This window comes from Enterococcus sp. DIV1283b, assembly GCF_051710965.1.
Lineage (GTDB): Bacteria > Bacillota > Bacilli > Lactobacillales > Enterococcaceae > Enterococcus_B > Enterococcus_B lactis.
Map to the genome: position 1 here is coordinate 1,336,907 of NZ_JBIOLR010000001.1, position 16,497 is coordinate 1,353,403.

At 38.6% G+C, this 16,497-nt stretch carries 17 protein-coding genes and 1 pseudogene; 15 read left to right on the forward strand and 3 right to left on the reverse strand.

Annotated elements, in window-relative coordinates; all coding sequences use genetic code 11:
• Positions 1–66 precede the first annotated feature (66 nt).
• From IGJ53_RS06525 to IGJ53_RS06535, 3 genes and pseudogenes are all read right to left on the reverse strand, one after another.
• Positions 67–1,803, reverse strand: a complete 1,737-nt coding sequence (locus IGJ53_RS06525) for a cache domain-containing sensor histidine kinase (RefSeq protein ID WP_259742073.1) — start codon at positions 1,801–1,803, stop codon at positions 67–69.
• On the reverse strand, positions 1,800–2,729 hold the full coding sequence (locus IGJ53_RS06530) for a helix-turn-helix domain-containing protein (RefSeq protein WP_229216142.1): 930 nt from the start codon (positions 2,727–2,729) through the stop codon (positions 1,800–1,802). Before IGJ53_RS06530 ends, IGJ53_RS06525 begins: the two co-directional genes overlap by 4 nt.
• A gap of 318 nt (positions 2,730–3,047) precedes the next feature.
• Positions 3,048–3,308, reverse strand: a pseudogene (locus IGJ53_RS06535) (response regulator); the annotation flags it as partial.
• Between the two features lie 274 nt (positions 3,309–3,582).
• Here IGJ53_RS06535 and IGJ53_RS06540 point away from each other — a divergent pair.
• From IGJ53_RS06540 to IGJ53_RS06610, 15 genes are all read left to right on the forward strand, one after another.
• Positions 3,583–4,869, forward strand: coding sequence for an ABC transporter substrate-binding protein (locus IGJ53_RS06540; RefSeq protein ID WP_259742074.1), 1,287 nt, complete (start codon positions 3,583–3,585; stop codon positions 4,867–4,869).
• Between the two features lie 137 nt (positions 4,870–5,006).
• Positions 5,007–5,876 carry a carbohydrate ABC transporter permease gene (locus IGJ53_RS06545; protein WP_259742075.1) on the forward strand — a complete coding sequence of 290 codons (870 nt, stop codon included), beginning with the start codon at positions 5,007–5,009 and terminating at the stop codon, positions 5,874–5,876.
• The gene (locus IGJ53_RS06550; protein WP_010732475.1) at positions 5,873–6,760 is read left to right on the forward strand and encodes a carbohydrate ABC transporter permease; all 888 of its coding nucleotides are present in this window, start codon (positions 5,873–5,875) and stop codon (positions 6,758–6,760) included. The genes IGJ53_RS06545 and IGJ53_RS06550 overlap by 4 nt, the downstream gene beginning before the upstream one ends.
• A gap of 167 nt (positions 6,761–6,927) precedes the next feature.
• Entirely contained in the window at positions 6,928–7,611 is a 684-nt protein-coding gene (locus IGJ53_RS06555; protein WP_002292009.1) for a DUF1538 domain-containing protein, read from the forward strand.
• On the forward strand, positions 7,608–8,381 hold the full coding sequence (locus IGJ53_RS06560) for a DUF1538 domain-containing protein (protein ID WP_010732476.1): 774 nt from the start codon (positions 7,608–7,610) through the stop codon (positions 8,379–8,381). The genes IGJ53_RS06555 and IGJ53_RS06560 overlap by 4 nt, the downstream gene beginning before the upstream one ends.
• Positions 8,378–8,776 (forward strand): P-II family nitrogen regulator, encoded by a 399-nt coding sequence (locus tag IGJ53_RS06565; protein WP_002292005.1) that lies wholly within the window; start codon positions 8,378–8,380, stop codon positions 8,774–8,776. Before IGJ53_RS06560 ends, IGJ53_RS06565 begins: the two co-directional genes overlap by 4 nt.
• A gap of 184 nt (positions 8,777–8,960) precedes the next feature.
• Positions 8,961–9,632, forward strand: coding sequence for a hypothetical protein (locus tag IGJ53_RS06570; RefSeq protein WP_438749885.1), 672 nt, complete (start codon positions 8,961–8,963; stop codon positions 9,630–9,632).
• A gap of 61 nt (positions 9,633–9,693) precedes the next feature.
• Complete coding sequence (locus IGJ53_RS06575) at positions 9,694–10,131, forward strand: hypothetical protein (protein WP_002292001.1); 438 nt, start codon at positions 9,694–9,696, stop codon at positions 10,129–10,131.
• Positions 10,132–10,142: 11 nt separating this feature from the next.
• Entirely contained in the window at positions 10,143–10,811 is a 669-nt protein-coding gene (locus tag IGJ53_RS06580) for a 2,3-bisphosphoglycerate-dependent phosphoglycerate mutase (protein ID WP_010732479.1), read from the forward strand.
• Positions 10,812–10,872: 61 nt separating this feature from the next.
• The gene (locus IGJ53_RS06585; RefSeq protein WP_010732480.1) at positions 10,873–11,496 is read left to right on the forward strand and encodes an HAD-IA family hydrolase; all 624 of its coding nucleotides are present in this window, start codon (positions 10,873–10,875) and stop codon (positions 11,494–11,496) included.
• Between the two features lie 55 nt (positions 11,497–11,551).
• Positions 11,552–11,938 (forward strand): DUF1149 family protein, encoded by a 387-nt coding sequence (locus tag IGJ53_RS06590; protein ID WP_002291995.1) that lies wholly within the window; start codon positions 11,552–11,554, stop codon positions 11,936–11,938.
• A gap of 211 nt (positions 11,939–12,149) precedes the next feature.
• Positions 12,150–13,541, forward strand: a complete 1,392-nt coding sequence (locus IGJ53_RS06595) for an L-cystine transporter (protein WP_002306552.1) — start codon at positions 12,150–12,152, stop codon at positions 13,539–13,541.
• 610 nt (positions 13,542–14,151) lie between these two features.
• A complete protein-coding gene (locus IGJ53_RS06600; RefSeq protein ID WP_002374534.1) occupies positions 14,152–14,520 on the forward strand; it encodes a VOC family protein in 369 nt (122 codons plus the stop codon).
• Positions 14,521–14,696: 176 nt separating this feature from the next.
• Positions 14,697–15,638 (forward strand): oxygen-dependent tRNA uridine(34) hydroxylase TrhO, encoded by a 942-nt coding sequence (gene trhO / locus IGJ53_RS06605; protein ID WP_010732481.1) that lies wholly within the window; start codon positions 14,697–14,699, stop codon positions 15,636–15,638.
• 68 nt (positions 15,639–15,706) lie between these two features.
• Positions 15,707–16,438 carry a metallophosphoesterase gene (locus IGJ53_RS06610; protein WP_010732482.1) on the forward strand — a complete coding sequence of 244 codons (732 nt, stop codon included), beginning with the start codon at positions 15,707–15,709 and terminating at the stop codon, positions 16,436–16,438.
• The last annotated feature ends 59 nt before the right edge of the window (positions 16,439–16,497 follow it).

Consider the following 16,497-nt stretch of genomic DNA (forward strand, 5'->3'; position numbering starts at 1 on the left):
TGAAAGTCAAGAATACTGATTGATTTATTTAACTTAAAAATAAAAAAATCAGCGCTTGGCTATTCTTTATTTTTGATATTCTGATTGGTTTTTAGGAAGAAGCGGGAGACAAATCGCTACAGTCGTTCCTGTCCCAATCACTGATTGGATCGTTAAGCCATATGCATCTCCGTACATTAGGCGTATCCGCTCATCTACATGACTGATGCCGATTCCTGAGAAATGATCATTTTTTTGTTTGGTATTTTCAGTATCGAAGCCATCGCCGTTATCAATCACTTCGAATAAAAGAAGCTGATTTTTTGTTTTGCCGTACACCGTGATGAATCCTTGCGTTTTATTGTGAAAAGCATGAAGATAGGCGTTTTCGATAATTGGTTGAAGGATCATATTCGGCATAGATAATGTCTGCAGTTCATCAGGAATCATTATTTTAGCCGAGATTCTTTCGCCATATCGCATACTCAAAAGATCGATGTAACTTTGTACGCTTTTGATTTCTTCCTTGACTGGAATCACTTCTTCTTTTTTTCCAATCGTACTTCTTAGTAAAGTAATGAAACTGTCGATTCCTTGAACTGCTTCATCTGTTTTTTGCTGCCAAATCAAAAATTTCAAGCTAGTCAGCGTATTATAAATGAAATGGGGTTGTATCTGTGCTTGCATAGTCTGGATTTCAAGCGAACGTTTCTTCTTTTCGTCTTGGATCGTCTGTTCATAATGATGCTGCGCATTACTTAGCAATTGATTGATCGTATTCCCTAGCAATTGGACTTCATGGCTTCCTTGTACAGGAACAGTAGCTTTCAAGCCATCTACCTCTAGCCATTTTAGCGAATCAATCAAGTGGTAGATCGATTTTGTGTGTCGATCCAAATACATAAATACCAATGAGCCAGCAAAAACAAGTGTCACGATATTATACAAAATAATGGGGAAAATCACGCCCATTTGGTTAGACAAAGAATGAAGATCGACTTGGCTGAGTAATGTACAATGCTGGCGGTACAGAGGAAGACGGGTCAACTGCTGTCCATTTGAAATGATTGTTTCACCTACTGTTAGTTTTTTGAAAATCATTGATCGGCTCCCAATTGTATTTTCTTCATTTGATGCGATGACCGTCTGTTCTTCGTTCATGAAGGAGATCTTCGATATCTCAGGATTTACTACAGATTGAAAAAGATTCGCTAGTTGCTGGGATGAGATCGATAAAACAGCATATCCGTAAATATGGTTCAATGTGTTTTTCAGTTTTTTGACAAAAAAGACGCTGGGTTCTTTCTTATCGCGAAGAGTCAATCCGTATTGTGCAAAAAGCATTTGTGTATCCGCAGCACGTTCATTCACTCTCTGGGCAATCGCAGATTGAAAAAAAGAATCGGCAGATACGGCAGTGAGCATGTCGTTTCCGACAAAAGTTCTTCCATTTTCTCCAAAGATCAATACATCGTAATCGATCATTGGATGGATTTTTGAAAGAGAGTCATTCATTTTTTGGATCGTTCTTAGCTGCTGAAGCTGTTCCATATGTTGAACTGGACCATTGGAAAAATAGCTTTCGACAGCTGGGTTGGAATCAAAAGCGGCTAATGTATTCTCGATTGCATCATTCAAGCTTTCAAATTCAGATTGGATCTTTTTTAGTACCACATCATTCGATTGATTGAACAGCTGGATGTAGGCATCCCTTGATTGATGATAAATAAACAAAGAGATGACGATGGCTTGCAGAAAAAGACCGATGAACAAAATGAACAGAAGTTTGGTAAAGAGTTCATGCTCTTTGATTTTTTTTCTCATTTTACAAAAGTTCCTTTACGGTATTGAGAAGGTGTCATTCCTGTCTCTTCTTTAAAAACTCTGGAGAAATAACCCAGTTCGGTATAGCCGACTTTCTCACAGATTTCCGTCAAAGTAAGCCGTGTTTCCGTTAAAAAGAGCTTAGCTTTACTAATACGGACTTTTTTTAGATATTTTGAAAAGTTGATGCCAAATTTTTCAGTAAAGATGGCTGAGAGATAGCTATATGAAAAATGATATTTTTCGGATAGAAGTTGTAAATTGATTTCTTTCTCATAATTTTCCTGAACGAACTCGTAGATCAAAGTCAAGATATCGAAATTGTCTTTTATTGCATTTGCAGAAAAGTGGGTGAGTTTCTCAAGTGTTTCTTTGACAAGAATAGAAAAATCTTCGAAGTACTCAGCATCGGCTAATAAAGAAGGAAGGGCGATCTTGAGCAAAGAAAGTTCTTCATTTCCAACATGCTCGTCAGCCAAAGCGTTGAGTAATGCATAGAAACGATTGATTGCTTCATGTTTCAAATAAGCTGGATCAATAGGCTGTTCCAATATTGTCGTAAAGAAATCCTCAAGTTCTTTGACAGCTAAAGCGTAGTCTTTATGAACGATTTTTGTTAAGTAGCTACTTGCTTGCTGCTCGTGGTTGGTTGATAACGGAAGAAGTTCATGCTGATAAGCAAGGTTCTTTCCCTTATGATAGAAGCGTTGTCCTTTGGTGTAATTTCTGATTTCTTGGAATATTCCATTGATATCTTGGATTGCAAAAGAATCAGAAACAACAAAAAAATCACCTGGAAAAACTTCTTGACGAAACTTTTGAACAAACTTCCTAAGCGTATCTTTGGAATCAGTATTGATCACATAGCCGGATTCTTCCGAAAAGGTAGAAAAGGGATAAATAGTAAACGAATCGTCGCTATCCATCAACGAATCGATGATCGACTGTTTTTGTTTAGAGCCTTGTTTTGAACTGAATGGCCGTTTTTCGGTATATAACAGAAAAAACAAGGTGTGTTCAAAAAGAAGAGGGTCAAGCAATGGACGAGTTTGTCCAGCAATCTGCTGTGAAAGATTCTCGCAGATCTGCTCATAACGATCGGTGATTGGGCTTTTGTTGGGCTTTTTTTTGATTTTTTGTGAAACGGCAGTTAAGGAATTTAGAAAAAAATCAGGACTCAATCGAGGCTTTAAAAGATAATCAGCGACGCCTTCTTTAAAAGAATCTTTAACCATATCAAATTCATCATAGCTAGAGAGGATAAGGATCTGTGTTTCAGGTTGTTGCTGTTTTAATAGCCGCGATAATTCGATCCCATTTAGTTCAGGCATCATTACATCTGTGACCACAATATCGATTGCATGTACCAAAGAAAAATCAAGCGCTTTCAACGGGCTGGAAAAAGTCCCTATTAATTGAAACCCGTGCTCAGACCAATTGATCAACTGTTTCATTCCGTCTAAAATCGTCTGTTCATCATCGATAAGAATTACGCGTATTGGCATTTTTTTACCCGCCTTAAGAATAGTCTTGTAATTTAAAAATACTTATTTCTAGGAGAAAATGCAAGGATATTTTTATTTTAAAGAAACCTCCACCCTTTCGATCTTTGGTCTAGATGCTAAGATTATTCCTTTTATCATAGCTGATTTGTATTTTTTTATTATTTTAGGAGAAATTTTTGAAGTATCTGAATAATAAAGAAACCGTTTTCAAATTTTGGTATGATGAATGTAGCAAACGTAAACAACTAATGGATAGAAAAGGAGCGGATAAAAAATGAACATCAGAAAGTTAATTGCTGGAGTCGTTTGTTTAGCGGCAGCATCAGGTTTCTTAACAGGATGCGGAAGTGCTAGTAGCACAGCAGACAACGAAGAAAAAGTCACTGTCTGGGCGTGGGATGAGACATTCAATATCAAAGCAGTGAATGAAGCAAAAAAAGTTTATGAGAACGAAGAAACAGAGATAGAAGTTGTTACGATGTCTCAGGATGATATCGTTCAGAAACTGAACACCGCTTTAGCAAGCGGGAATACAGAAGGATTGCCCAATATCGTCTTGATTGAAGATTATAGGATACAAGGCTATTTGACTTCTTATCCAGATGCATTCGCTGATTTGACTGCTATTGTAAAGGAAGCTCATTTTGCACCATATAAATTTGCAGTAAACAAAGTAGGAGAAAAAATATACGGTGTTCCTTTCGATTCGGGCGTAACAGCAAACTTCTATCGTTCGGATCTGATGGCTGAAGCAGGATATACAGAAGAGGATATGGAGAATCTGGAGTGGGACGAGTATATTCAAGTAGCGCGAGATGTCAAAGAAAAGACGGGAAAGAAAATCGCTGAAGTCAATCCTTCTGATCTTGGTCGAGTAAGAATGATGATGCAACAGGCGGGAGAATGGTATACATCCAAAGATGGGGAGATGGTCACAATCCAAGACAATGCATCTTTAAAGTATGGTCTTGAATTATTTGCCACTCTTTTGAAAGAAAATCTAGTCGAACAAACCTCTGACTGGAATGCTGGAGTAACTGCGATACAATCAGGAGCAGTAGCTTCTAGCCCAACTGGCGCTTGGTATTCTTCAACGATCCAAGGAGCAGAGGACCAATCTGGAAAATGGAGGATTGCGCCAATACCTGCACTTCCAGAAAATCTGCAAAAAGCGCAAGCTTCTAACCTTGGCGGTGCTGGCTGGTATGTGCTCAAAGGAGTAGCTGGAGAAGAATCAGCGAAAGATTTCCTCGAAGCAACGTTTGCATCGAATGAAGAACTGATGGGCACTCTTGCGAAAGAAATCGGACTGGTGTCTGCGATGCTTAGTGCAAATGAACAAGAAGCTTATCAAGAAGCTTCAGAATTTTATAGTGGTCAAAAGGTCTTTGATGATTTTTCCAAATGGACATCAGAAATTCCAGAAGTGAATTACGGACATGAGACCTATGCAATTGAAGCAGTCGTAGCCGAAGCTCTTCATCGTATCATCAATGGAGAAGAGACAGACAAGGTACTAGCAGATACACAAAAACAAGTAGAAGCACAGTTGGCTAATTGATTGGTGATAAAAAAGTGAATTTTTTCGCTTTTTCATCAGACAACCGAAAAGACAAAAAAGATGGCGGCTGCCTTACAGACGTTGTCTTTCTTGTCTTTTCAAGTAAACAATCAATGATAGAAATTGGAGGGAAAAGAATGAAGCAGAAAGATTTATTCAAAAACGGGCATGCTTTTTTAATCTTGCCAGTCATTTTGATATCGATCATGGTTTTTATTCCGATGGTTTTGGCTTTGATCACGTCTTTTCAAAGTGGTCCCCCTGTCAATATGACATTTAACGGGTTAGGTAATTATCAGCGGATGCTGACAGATGCTACTTTTAAAAAAGCTTTTTTCAATACGTTCCTGTATTTACTAGTTCAAGTACCAATCATGCTGTTTCTAGCACTTTTTATTTCCAACCTTTTAAATGATAAAAAGCTGAAATATAAAGGGGTGTTTCGAACAGCTATTTTTCTTCCGTGTATCACTTCGATGGTCAGTTATTCTCTGATCATGAAAAGTCTATTTTCTCAATCTGGCCTTGTAAACAACTTGTTGTTGGGCATTGGTATGATTGATACACCGATTGGCTGGCTGACTCATCCAATTTGGGCGAAAGTTCTGATCATTCTTTCGATCACTTGGCGTTGGACTGGATACAATATGATTTTTTTCCTTTCAGGCATGCAAAATATTGATTCGGAGATTTATGAAGCAGCATCTATTGACGGTGCTTCTAAATGGCAGCAGTTTATCAAAGTGACGATCCCGAATTTAAAACCGATCATTTTGTTTACTTCCATTACTTCAACGATCGGGACATTGCAGCTTTTTGATGAAGTACAAAATATTACTGGCGGGGGACCAGCAAATGCAACGACCACCCTGTCTCAATACATCTATAATTTGAGTTATAAATTCACGCCTAATTTTGGATATGCGGCAGCAGTTTCCTTTGTTATTGTTGCCTTTATTGTGATATTGTCGATAATCCAAACGAAAGTAGGAGGAGAGAGTCGATGAAAAGCATAGTAGAAAAAGAAACAATCGAACATCCCAACGTCAAAAAACAAGCCTTAGGACTTCGTTCGGCAATTGGGTCAGTATTAAAGTATACAGCATTAAGCATCCTATCATTTATTTCCATTTTTCCTTTTGTCTGGATGATTCTGGGAATGACGAATACACCCGTGGATATCACATCGGGAAAAATAAAGATTGGCAGTAACTTGATCATCAATTTTCAAAATTTGTTTTCCAATGAACTGAATTTTACTCGTTCCCTTTGGAATTCAGCAATGATTGCTCTAGTGACCACTGTGCTCGCATTGCTGATTTCGTCAATGGCAGGATATGGATTTGAGATTTATCAAAGCAAGCGAAAAGACTTGATTTTCAATATTCTACTGCTGTCGATGATGGTTCCTTTTGCGGCATTGATGATTCCTTTGTATCGAATGTTTTCACAATTGAACGGAACGATTTTGGGAATCAATAGTTTCTTAGTTGTCATCTTACCATCTGTCAGCACTGCTTTTTTGATCTTCTTCTTCCGGCAAAATGTTAAATCCTTTCCAAAAGATCTAGTAGAAGCCGCTCGATTAGACGGTCTAAAAGAACTAAGTATTTTTTTTAGAGTATATATGCCGACGGCTAAAAATACCTATGCAGCGGCAGCAATCATCACATTCATGAGCAGCTGGAACAATTATTTATGGCCCTTAGTGGCTTTGCAGTCACCTGATAAACGGACGGTTCCGCTTGTTTTATCTGCTATGGGTGCTTCCTATACGCCAGATTATGGAATGATCATGGCTGGATTAGTCATCGCTACTTTACCAACTGCCATCGTATTTTTTGTTTTGCAAAAGCAATTCGTTCAAGGCATGATCGGCTCTGTAAAATAAAAAACAACAATAAGTACGTCCCTACAAAGTCATCTTTTCCAAGTAAAAAGACACTTTTGGGACGTGTGTTATTTTATGTTGAGAAAAATTAAATGATAACGTTTTAAGTTTATACTCGAAAACTCTTTCATTTTAAGGTAAACTTAAAGAGTAAAGGAGGAGGATACATGCTAAAAAATTTTAAAGAAGTGATTGCTGCCATATTGCCGATGACCGTCCTGATTGTCATTTTAACGTTTGTTTTTGCGCCGTTAGAAGGAGAAGACCTCGCTTCATTCTTGGTAGGTGCGGCTATCATGATGATCGGAATGACGCTCTTTTTGTTTGGGGCAGACTATTCCATGATGGAAGTCGGAGATCTAGTAGGGAAATATATGATCAAAAAGAAAAGTTTGGCTGTTTTGGTCAGTTTGGGGTTTGCTATCGGGATCGTGATCACGATTGCCGAACCTTCCGTGCAAGTTTTGGGACAACAAGTATATGATATATCTGACGGAGAGATTGGCAGAGTGTTGCTGATTGGAATCGTCAGCGTCGGCACTGGAGTATTTCTAGCCTTTGCGCTGCTTCGGGTCGTATTCAAGCTATCCTATTATCAATTGATGGCTATAGGCTACATAGGCGTTTTGATCGCCTCGTTTTTCACCAGTTCCGAATTCATGCCGATTGCTTTTGATTCGGGGGGAGTGACTACTGGTCCAGTAACTGTTCCATTTATCTTGGCCCTTGCCGGAGGGATGACTAGTATGATCAAACAAAAGAAAAATGAAAATGACAGCTTTGGAATGGTTGGTATTGCTTCATTAGGGCCAATTCTTGCCGTAATGATTTTGGGGGTGATCTTCCAATGAGTTTCTGGCAGCAAGTGATAGATGGTATCGAGATCGTTACTATGGAAGTTATTTTAGCAGTGGCACCTATCGTGATTCTATTTGTTTTGATGAATATCATTAGTTTTCGTATGCGCAAGAAGCGTTTCTTTGACATTATGAAAGGCTTCTTGATAACGACTATTGGGTTGATCCTTTTCCTGCACGGAGTCAATATGGCTTACGTTCCGGTAGGACAGCATTTAGGTAGTACGATCGCTGGATTGCCCTATAATTATATATTGGTTCCCCTTGGCTTTTTGATGGGGTTCCTAGTAGGGTTTGCTGAGCCGGCGATTCATGTAATGGTCAAACAGGTTGAAGAATTGAGTGAAGGAAGGATCCGGTCGAAAGTCATGCTGATGGTGATTTCGATTGGGATTGGCGCAGCAGTAGGGTTGTCTATGTGGCGTTTGCTCGTCGGATTCTCTCTTTATTATTTCTTGATCCCAGGATATGGGCTAGCATTTATTTTAGGACGAAAAGTGGACAAGCTCTTTTTAGCAATGGCTTTTGATAACGGTGGAGTAGCAACGGGTCCGATGTGTTCGACATTTATTTTATCAATGAGCGTGGCGATCGCTGCACAAATTGAGGGAAGAGATCCGATCATTGATGGGTTTGGTGTGGTTGCAATGATTGCATTGACACCAATATTATCCACTTTAGTACTAGGATATATTTATAAACGAAAAGATGAAAAAGACAGAATCGAAAAAGAAAGATTGCAAAAATTGGGGGAAAGCAAATGAAAGATCTTGTAGCATTGAATCTTCACATGATTGTGACGATCGTGGACGGAGGAACAGGTGAAGATGTCATCGACTTTTCAAAAGAAGCAGGTGCAGCAGGCGGAACGATCTTGCATGGTCGTGGTTCTGGTGTACATGATTCAGGGAAATTTTTAGGTTTGGACATCTCGCCAGAAAAAGATGTTGTTTTGACATTAGTACCAGATAGTTTGACGAATCAAGTGATGGATGCGATTGGTCAAGGCATCAACATCGATGTTCCAGGTAACGGGATTTGTTTTAGTATTGATGTAGATAAAGTAATTGGTATCACTAAGATTCATCAGTATCGGGAAATTATCGGGATGCAGGAACTTTTGGATGAAACTAACGATAGAGAAAATCCTGAATCATAGACAAGCATTTGAAGGAGAAATAAACCTAAACAAGAAGGCGGATGAACGTTATTTCCGCTTTTTTGTTTAGTTTTTTTTCGTGAATACTTATGAAATAGTAAATTTTTATGAAATTCTTCTCTAAGCATCAGACTTTCTTTTCAAAATATGCTATTTTAAAAATGATGAAAAAAGGGGGAGAAAAATGAATTTTTTAGTTGTTTTAAAAGATACTCTGATTGAGCGGTCTACATTTCTATATGTTCAATTGCAGGAAAATAAAACATTGCTGCATTTTTCACCAGAGTTCCATCTAGAGGGACTAACATTAGGAGAAATTTATCAAGCAGAAGGGTTATCGGCTGTTTTGCACTTTTTTGAGGCAGAATTGGAATTACCGGTAAAAGATTATATCGAGCTTTCTCTTGAATCTTGGGATCGAGCAGTCGTTGAGCTATTCCCAGAAGGTTTGATGATCGATACGAATGATGGGAAGTTTCATTTGACTGCAGCAGAACTACAGAAACAAATGCGTTATCAAATAGATGATGAAAATTCTTTTTCTATTTTTAGACGTCAGCAAAAGATTCTAAAAAGCTTTTTAAAAGTAATCAGTAAAAAACGGAATTTGCTCAAAACGACTCAACTGTTGAAAAAATATCCAAATCTGCTTCATACGTCCATTCAATTCCCTCAATTGATTACGATGATCCATCGTTTTATACGTATGCAACAGCTACCATCTAAGAAGCTGTTTTTGCCATTGACGGACACATTCCGTGTAGTCAACAGAGAAGATAAAAAGAAAGTGATTGTGATCGACTTTACCAGAAATCGGAATGTCCTTCATCAAGTCGCAATGGAAAAGGCCAATTAAGGCTTTTTCTTTTTTGTTTTTTTTGTCATAATGAATGATAGATGATGGAGGAGATAACAGGATGCAAACATGGTTAGAAAGACTGATACGGTTTCAGCAGAACTATCAAAAACTTATGCAGGGAAGATATGCAAAATTTGATCAATTGAATCGTGTTTTATTGATTATCGCACTTTTTTTTAGTTTACTAAGTCGATGGTTGCCATTTAGGATCGGGCAATTGTTGTTCATCGTTTTTTTCGGATGGATGCTATTTCGTTTTCTATCAAAAAAAATCTATCCTAGACTAAATGAAAATCAACGTTATTTGGAATATTTTGATAAAGTCAAAGAAAAATATCATCAGATGAGAAACAAAAAGCAAGCTAAAACGGAACGAAAAAGCTATACTTTTTTTGAGTGCCCGAATTGTCATCAAAAGCAGCGTGCGCCTAGAGGAAAAGGACGAATACGCGTGACATGCAAAACATGTGGCATAAAATTCGAAACGAATGTTTAAGGGAGAAAAAAATGAAATTAGTATTATTGCGTCATGGCGAAAGCGAAGCAAATTTTGAAAATTACTGGACAGGGTGGCTAGATGTCGCCTTAACAGAAAAAGGAAAAGAACAAGCAGCAGTAGCCGGTCAAAAAATGTATGAAGCCGGTCTTCAATTCGATGCGGTTTACACCTCTGTTTTAAAACGCGCGATTCTTACCGGTCAAGTCGCACTAGAAGAAATGGGGCAGTTGTGGCTTCCTATAGTAAAAACATGGCGTCTGAATGAACGGCACTATGGGGATCTTGTTGGTAAAAACAAGGATCAGATGAAAGAAATATACGGAAAAGATCAAGTAAAGAAATGGCGCAGAGGATATACAGAAGTTCCGCCGTTAACCGCAGAAAACCGATTTGACCGCAGATATGATCATTTGGATCCACATTTGATTCCGTACGGAGAAAGTCTAGAAATGACAGTGAATCGGATCATTCCTTTGTGGCAAGATCAACTAGCACCAACACTGAAAGATCGGAAAGATTTACTAGTTGTGGGTCATGGTAATAGCATCCGAGCACTGACAAAATATTTAGAAAATGTTCCTGAGGATCAAATGGATACAATTGATATCCCGAATGCACAACCAATCCAATATACATTAGCAGACGATTTGACGATTCTAGAGAAAACAATACTTTAATCAACGTATTTATCTATAATGAAAGATAGAAAAAAGAAGCAAAGGAATGGAACAAAAAATCATGAGAAATTATATATGGGACTTTGATGGTACATTGTTTGATACGTATCCCGCAATGGTAGATGGTGCTCAGCAAGCTCTAAAAGATTTTGGTATCAATATGGACAAAAAAGAGATCTACTTCAAAATGAAAAAATATTCCACCAGTTATTTGATCAATGAATCAAATTTGGACGCCAATGAGTTTAATGAATTGTTTCATCGGTATGAGAAAAAAAGCAAGGAAGCTTCCCGTCCATTTCCAGAAACGAAACAAGTACTTAAAAGGCTAAAAATCAATGGAGGACGTCACTTCATCTTGACCCACCGTTTGACAGAATCGACATGGGAACTGCTGAAAGAGTATCAATTAGCCCATCTGGTTGAGGAAGTAGTAGGGATCGATCAGGATTTTCCTCGTAAACCGGATCCAGCATCTTTAAAGTATTTGATTGATACTTTTCATTTAGAAAGAACAGACACGATGATGATCGGCGATCGCCGTTTAGATATCGAAGCAGGGAAAAACGCAGGAGTCGTTACTTGTCTTTACGATATTGATCATTTTCTGGGGGAGATTCCTGCAGATCATGTTGTAGAAAATTTGAATGAAATCCTATCCTTGCAGAGTAACGTAAAAAAATAGTATCCCCTTACAAAGGAGATATGGTATAATTTTTATAAAGGAGTGATAAAATTATATGGAAATCAGAAGACAAAAAGAAGTAGTAGAAGCATTTCATTATGATATGAGATTACCGAACCAAGAAGTAGAAACAGATTTGAAAGTGGGCTTCTCGCCTTTGAAAGAAACGATCGAAAACTATCCGAAAGAACATAGCATCGTAGGAGCACGTTTAGAGTTCCGTTTAGTGTTTGATACATATGTTTTATCTGGAAGTGTGAGTCAGATCAATCATATCCTCAATCGGAAAATTGAAGGTCAAAATGATGTCACACAAGAAGAAGTGGACGAGCTAGTAGCACCGTTATTCGATATCGTACGCCGGATGTCTTATGAGGTGACAGAGATCGCCTTGGATCAGCCTGGGGTAAAATTGAATTTTCAATCAGAAAAACAAGAATAGACAGTAAAAACATTCCTGTGATAGTTTTAATCTATCACAGGAATGTTTTTTTATTACTAATTGTAAGCAAAAAGAATGTCATTTCGATAAAAATCGTCTAAAATGTAAAAGTCACTGAAAAAAATTTTTCAGGAGGATGGTTGAAGAATCATTCTCGGGAACCTTTACTTCCTTCGATGGACTTGTCATTAATAATAAGAGGAGGAGAAAAATGACAACACTCATCACAGTTTTAGTGGTTCTAGTTTTTGCGGCATTATTATATGTGTTCTATCGTATGCAAAAGCGCCATACAAAATTTTCAACACGCGTCTTTACAGCATTAGGAGTTGGTATCGTCTTTGGCGGTCTGCTTCAATTGATCTTTGGTGTAGAAGACAAAGTCGTTACTCAATCAATGGAATGGATCGGGATCGTAGGACAAGGGTATGTATCATTTTTGCAAATGCTAGTTATGCCTCTAGTGTTCATTTCGATCATTGGTGCATTCACAAAAATGAAAGTTTCTGAAAAGCTGGGGAAAATCAGTGCAACTGTACTGACTTCTTTACTTGGTACAACAGCTATTGCAGCATTGATCGGAATCGGTTCAACGATGCTGTTCGGTCTTCAAGGAGCTAAATTCACACAAGGAGCAGCAGAAACAGCACGGATCTCTGAATTGGCGACACGTCAGGAAACGGTTGAAAACTTATCGATTCCGCAGCAGATTTTATCCTTTATCCCTAAAAACGTATTTGCTGATTTAGCAGGTAGCCGTGCAACTAGCACGATTGGAGTCGTTATTTTTGCAGCCTTTGTCGGTATCGCTTATCTAGGTGTGAAAAGAAAAGCGCCAAAAGAAGCAGCATTCTTTTCAGATCTAGTCGACAGTCTGTATAAAATCATTATGCGGATCGTGACGCTTGTTCTGCGTTTGACACCATACGGGGTATTTGCTTTGATGACAAACGTTTTGGCAACAAGTGATTTTGCAGCTATCGTCAATTTAGGTAAATTTGTCGTTGCATCTTACGTAGCATTGCTTGCTGTTTTAATTGTCCACTCACTGATTTTGATTGGTGCCAAAGTCAATCCAATCAACTATTTCAAAAAAGCTTTTCCAGTATTGAGCTTTGCGTTTACTTCACGTTCAAGTGCCGGAGCCTTGCCATTGAACATCGAGACTCAGACAAAAGCTTTAGGAGTAGACGATGCGACAGCTAACTTCTCAGCAAGTTTTGGTTTGTCTATTGGACAAAACGGCTGTGCTGGCGTTTATCCAGCTATGTTGGCAACGATCGTCGCACCAGCAGCTGGAGTGAATGTCTTTAGTTTGGAATTTATTTTGATGCTTGTGGCGATTGTAACAATCAGTTCTTTTGGTGTAGCCGGAGTCGGCGGTGGTGCAACATTTGCTTCACTGATTGTTTTAGGGGCAATGAACTTGCCAGTAGCAATCGTTGGGTTAGTTATCTCTGTCGAACCATTGATTGATATGGCACGTACAGCAGTAAACGTCAGCGGTAGCATGGTAGCTGGTATCGTGACAAGTGCACGCATCAAAGATTTAGATCGCGATGTCATCAATGATGATTCAAAAGTGATCGATGTGAATGCATAGTTAAAAAGAGGTTGTGATAGAAGTGGTCAGCTTTAAGAAATAAGAAGAAGTTTCCCAAAAATAGCTTCTCAAATTTTTGTGGAATTTCGGCTTATTTCCGAGAAGCTACTTCTGGAAGACCGTGAATAAGAGGTTGTGAAAAAGCTGCCCTGCATCAAGTAATAAGAACAGCCAAACAAAAATAGTTCCTCATATTTTACGTTTGGTTGAGCTTACTACCGCAGATGCAAGCTTTTGAACACCGTTTAAGGAAGAGGTTGTGAACCTGCCGTTCAGCTCCGAGTCACAAGGAGCAATTTCAATAAACAGCTTCTCATGTTTGTTGAATATTGTGACTTGTGACCGAGGAGTTGGCAGGAGAACACCGTTTACCAGAGGTTGTGACTTGATTTTTGTCACAACCTCTTTTTTTATATAGTCCATATAAATACATATTATTTATTCCGAAAAGTGAAAGCGTGAATAATAAAAACAACCAACTTATTTATTATTAAAGAAAAGCGTATTTAAGTAGGACGATTCTGTTGAGAGCTTTCGTAGATTTTCCCATTTTCCTATGGTAAACTGACAAAGTTGGGAATGTTAGAACAGATCGTTTAGGAGGAAACAGATGTTTACGAATGAAATAAAAATCATGCTTTATGTGGACGATGTAGAGAAAAATGCAGCGTTTTGGAGAGCAATTGGCTTTGCGGAAAAAGATCGTCAAGAAATGGATGGGACGCTTGTAATTGAAGTAGGAGTTGAGGACAGTCAAACCTCATTCGTGTTATATGATCGAGCGTTTGTTGAGTCCCATTCACCTGGCACAGCTACTAGTGCCCCATCTTTGATGTTTTACAGCAAAGATATCTTTGGACTATATAAAAAAATGCAGACGCAATCAGTCACATTAGGTGATATGGTACAGCTTGGAGAAGAATATGTCTTCAACTTTGCTGATCCCGATGGCAATTACTTTGCGGTTACAGGTAAATAATAGAAATAAAGACTTTGTTTTTCTGTGCGAAACAGGAAAGCAAAGTCTTTTTAATTTAAATAATAATATTATGTAAACAAAAATCACATGCGTAATTATACACAAGCAAATAAATCGTCAAATGCGAACGCCTTCTTTATACTGTTTAGGAACGAAAAGAAGGAAGGAAGAAATACATGGATTATCAAGTACTGCTTTATTACAATTATACAAAAATAGAAGAACCAGAGGAATTTGCCAAAAATCATTTAGCCTTTTGCAAATCTTTGGATCTTAAAGGTCGTATTCTAGTAGCTGAAGAAGGAATAAATGGTACTGTGTCTGGAACCGTTGAAAACACGACTGCCTATATGGAAGCAATGAAAGCTGATCCTCGATTTGCTGATACGATGTTTAAGATCGATCCAAGCGAAGGACATGCCTTTAAGAAGATGTTTGTAAGATACCGTCCAGAGCTTGTAAGTTTAAAGCTAGAAGAGGACATTGATCCAAACCAAGTGACGGGTGCTTATCTTTCACCGCAAGAATTTAAAGAAGCTATTTTAGACGAACAGACAGTGGTGATTGATGCACGGAATGATTATGAATATGACTTGGGGCATTTTCGAGGGGCTGTACGCCCAGATATACGCAGTTTTCGAGAGCTTCCAGACTGGATCCGCGAGCATAAAGAAGAATTTATGGAAAAACGGGTAGTGACCTACTGTACTGGCGGCATTCGTTGCGAGAAGTTTTCTGGTTGGCTTGTCCGTGAAGGATTCAAAGATGTCGGACAGCTGCATGGCGGTATTGCTACTTATGGCAAGGATCCTGAAGTCCAAGGAGAATTATGGGATGGCAAGATGTATGTGTTTGATGAACGGATCGCTGTCGATATCAACCAAGTAGATAAACAAATCGTCGGTCGCGACTGGTTTGACGGAACACCATGTGAACGATATATCAATTGTAGCAATCCTGAGTGCAATCGTCAGATTCTTGCTTCCGTTGAAAATGAAGAAAAACATTTAGGAGCATGTAGCGTAGAGTGTGCGAAACATCCACGCAACCGCTATGCTCAAGACCATGGAATCTCTCCAGAAGAAGCAGAACTGCGGTTTGCAGCTTTAAGTAAATAGAAAACAATAGTTTTGATTGTCGACCATTTCCAATATGCGCTATACTAGCGTTGAGGATGGTGATCCACATGAAATCATTGATTTATGCTATTGGCGATGTCCACGGTAAATATGATCTTTTTGAAAAACTTATTCACTATTATGATCCGACGATCCATCAGCTTGTTTTATTAGGAGATCTCAATGATCGAGGGCCTCGTACAAAGGAATGTTTTCTATTAGGAAAGCAATTAGTCGAAGAAACAGGAGCCATTTATCTCCGGGGAAACCATGAAGAATATTTTTTGCAATTTCTGCAAGCACCGGAGGACTGGTATGCGCCTTATATCAGAAATGGTGGAAAAGAAACATTTGAAAGCCTACTTCACCCAGGTGCATCGGAGGAATACTCCCCGACTGAAATCTCAATGATGATCCGATCAAGATACCCAGAACTGATTGAATTTTTAGTCCAACGCCCCTTGTATTATGAATGGGAAAATTATCTGTTTGTCCATGCTGGAGTGGATTTGACAAAGAAAGACTGGCGTAAGACAAGTCCAAGAGACTTTATTTGGATACGGGAACCATTTCATGAAGGGAAAAACAATACAGGTAAGACAATTGTATTTGGACATACGATTACACCAATGCTCCATGGAGATATGCAGACAACAGACCTCTGGATTCAGGATCATAAAATCGGAATGGACGGTGGGGCTGTATTCGGAGGGTCATTGCATGGGGTTGTTTTTGACAAGGAAGGTATCCTTCAAGACATTGAATATCAGAACAACAAAGGATCTTGGCAAGGAATCTGACGAATGGAAAGAATGAAGGAGCTGCGACTTTGTTGCGGCTCTTTTTATTTGTATAGAGA

Excerpts from the sequence above, each read along its gene's own strand:
- IGJ53_RS06525 (WP_259742073.1), bottom strand. The coding sequence starts at position 1,803 with ATGAGAAAAAAAATCAAAGAGCATGAACTCTTTACCAAACTTCTGTTC.
- IGJ53_RS06530 (WP_229216142.1), bottom strand. The coding sequence starts at position 2,729 with ATGGATAGCGACGATTCGTTTACTATTTATCCCTTTTCTACCTTTTCG.
- IGJ53_RS06540 (WP_259742074.1), top strand. The coding sequence starts at position 3,583 with ATGAACATCAGAAAGTTAATTGCTGGAGTCGTTTGTTTAGCGGCAGCA.
- IGJ53_RS06545 (WP_259742075.1), top strand. The coding sequence starts at position 5,007 with ATGAAGCAGAAAGATTTATTCAAAAACGGGCATGCTTTTTTAATCTTG.
- IGJ53_RS06550 (WP_010732475.1), top strand. The coding sequence starts at position 5,873 with ATGAAAAGCATAGTAGAAAAAGAAACAATCGAACATCCCAACGTCAAA.
- IGJ53_RS06555 (WP_002292009.1), top strand. The coding sequence starts at position 6,928 with ATGCTAAAAAATTTTAAAGAAGTGATTGCTGCCATATTGCCGATGACC.
- IGJ53_RS06560 (WP_010732476.1), top strand. The coding sequence starts at position 7,608 with ATGAGTTTCTGGCAGCAAGTGATAGATGGTATCGAGATCGTTACTATG.
- IGJ53_RS06565 (WP_002292005.1), top strand. The coding sequence starts at position 8,378 with ATGAAAGATCTTGTAGCATTGAATCTTCACATGATTGTGACGATCGTG.
- IGJ53_RS06570 (WP_438749885.1), top strand. The coding sequence starts at position 8,961 with ATGAATTTTTTAGTTGTTTTAAAAGATACTCTGATTGAGCGGTCTACA.
- IGJ53_RS06575 (WP_002292001.1), top strand. The coding sequence starts at position 9,694 with ATGCAAACATGGTTAGAAAGACTGATACGGTTTCAGCAGAACTATCAA.
- IGJ53_RS06580 (WP_010732479.1), top strand. The coding sequence starts at position 10,143 with ATGAAATTAGTATTATTGCGTCATGGCGAAAGCGAAGCAAATTTTGAA.
- IGJ53_RS06585 (WP_010732480.1), top strand. The coding sequence starts at position 10,873 with ATGAGAAATTATATATGGGACTTTGATGGTACATTGTTTGATACGTAT.
- IGJ53_RS06590 (WP_002291995.1), top strand. The coding sequence starts at position 11,552 with ATGGAAATCAGAAGACAAAAAGAAGTAGTAGAAGCATTTCATTATGAT.
- IGJ53_RS06595 (WP_002306552.1), top strand. The coding sequence starts at position 12,150 with ATGACAACACTCATCACAGTTTTAGTGGTTCTAGTTTTTGCGGCATTA.
- IGJ53_RS06600 (WP_002374534.1), top strand. The coding sequence starts at position 14,152 with ATGTTTACGAATGAAATAAAAATCATGCTTTATGTGGACGATGTAGAG.
- trhO (WP_010732481.1), top strand. The coding sequence starts at position 14,697 with ATGGATTATCAAGTACTGCTTTATTACAATTATACAAAAATAGAAGAA.
- IGJ53_RS06610 (WP_010732482.1), top strand. The coding sequence starts at position 15,707 with ATGAAATCATTGATTTATGCTATTGGCGATGTCCACGGTAAATATGAT.